The organism is Binatus sp. (SeqCode) (assembly GCF_036522015.1).
GTDB lineage: Bacteria > Desulfobacterota > Binatia > Binatales > Binataceae > Binatus.
In genome coordinates, this window is record NZ_DATDGQ010000133.1 from 1 (window position 1) to 1,771 (window position 1,771).

A 1,771-nucleotide genomic window follows, 5' to 3' on the forward strand; every position below is an offset into this window, starting at 1 on the left:
GCCGCGGTCGCGCGGCGCACGCGCGAAGTGGGAGTGTTGCGCACGCTGGGCTTCGGCCGCGGCTCGGTGCTGACAAGCTTCCTAGTCGAGAGCGTGATTCTCGGCGTGGCGGGCGGCGTCGTGGGCGATCTGCTGGCTATATTCCTAGCGATGGCGGCCGGGCTCAACCAGCGGCTGATGAGCGTCGGCACCGTGGTTTTTTCGTCGGCCTTCTCGGTGAGTGCTCTCGCGGGCGGACTCGCCGCGGCTCTGCTCATTGGAGTTGCCGGCGGGCTGATGCCGGCCTGGCGCGCGGCACATCTTCCGATCGTCGAGTCGCTGCGCGAGGCGTAACCCGATGCAATCGTTTCGACTCGTTTTCCGCTACGTGATCAGACAGCCGCGGCGCGCCCTTCTGACGATGCTGACCTTCGCGGTCGCGACTTTCATCTTCACAGTGCTCGCGGCGATACCGGGTTCGATCGATATGATTCTGAAAAAAACCGCGGAGACGCTGCGCGTGTATTCGTACAATGCCGACGGGCGCTACCTGGGCATGCCGGCGCGCGATTGCCGGGAGATCGAAAAAATACCGGGCGTCGTCGCATGCACTCCGATGGTGGTGCTTCGCTCTTCGTATCAAAAAGCGTCGGAAATCGTGCAGACGTTCGCGCTGGATGCGGACAAAGTCGCGCTCATGTATCCCGACTACAATCTGCCGCCGCAAGTGCTCGAGCAGTTCTCGAACAATCGGAGCGCGGCGATCGCGGGACGCCTGCTGATGCGCAAGCATGGCTGGAAGGTCGGCGATGTGGTGACGCTGCGCGGCGATTCGAATCGGCTCGACATCAAGTTCACGATGGTGGGCGAGATTCCGGCCGACAATTATCCCAACTTTTTCATGTTTCGGCGCGACTACCTGGTCGAAGCGGAAAAAGCGATCGGAATCCCGGAAGAAAAGCATCCGGCGGGATTCCTGGTGACGCGGGTGGACTCAGCCGATCATGTTGCGTCGGTCATTCATGAAATCGACCGCACCTTTCACAACTCGGACTTCGAGACCGCGTCGATGACGGAAAGCGAGGCGGTGTCGGGCTTGATGTCGACGGTCGGCGACATCCGCGGCATCGTGTCCGCAGTGTCGGCGGTGATTGCGCTGACGATTTTTCTGATCGCCGCGAATGCGATGTCGATGATGGTGCGCGAGCGATTGCGCGATGTGGCGGTGCTGCGGGCGATCGGATTCACTCAGCCGTACATTGCGCGCATTCTATTCGGCGAGTGCGCGCTGATTGGCACCGTGGGCGGCGCGCTCGGATGTGCGTTGGCGGTGTGGCAATTCGGCAGCGGCACGACGCTGCGCGCAGTGCTGGAGAGTGCGGGCTACCTGACGGTGACCTACGGCGCAGCGCTCGAAGGGCTGCTCGCCGCGATCGTGATCAGCGTGCTGAGTGCCGCGATTCCCGTGATGGGCGCGATGCGGGTGACGCCGGCCGACGCCTTTCGCAAGACGATCTGAGCAGGCTACCTGCCGACGGCGTGACGAGGGGAGTTGAGTATACTGCGATGGCTCGGTAACGGGCCTTTTTTTTTGGATATGACCAAAACCGTCCAGACGCTGCATGCGCCGAGTCCATCGGCGCAACCGACTCCGCCTGCTTCGCGATCTGAATGAAGCAAGCTGTGCTGGCCAAAACCGTTTCAGCCGCGGACGGATAAACGATTTGGTCAATGCAGCGATTGCTATCTGAGCGAGCTACCTGCCGACGGCGTGACGAACCGTGTTCAATAT

The 1,771-nt window shown here is 61.8% G+C and carries 2 protein-coding genes; both read left to right on the forward strand.

What is annotated here, in order from left to right:
- On the forward strand, positions 1-333 hold a 333-nt coding region (locus VIW95_RS05580; protein ID WP_331584435.1), incomplete at its 5' end, for an ABC transporter permease.
- A 4-nt stretch (positions 334-337) separates the two neighbouring features.
- Positions 338-1,498 carry an ABC transporter permease gene (locus VIW95_RS05585; RefSeq protein WP_331584436.1) on the forward strand — a complete coding sequence of 387 codons (1,161 nt, stop codon included), beginning with the start codon at positions 338-340 and terminating at the stop codon, positions 1,496-1,498.
- The last annotated feature ends 273 nt before the right edge of the window (positions 1,499-1,771 follow it).

Excerpts from the sequence above, each read along its gene's own strand:
- VIW95_RS05585 (WP_331584436.1), top strand. The coding sequence starts at position 338 with ATGCAATCGTTTCGACTCGTTTTCCGCTACGTGATCAGACAGCCGCGG.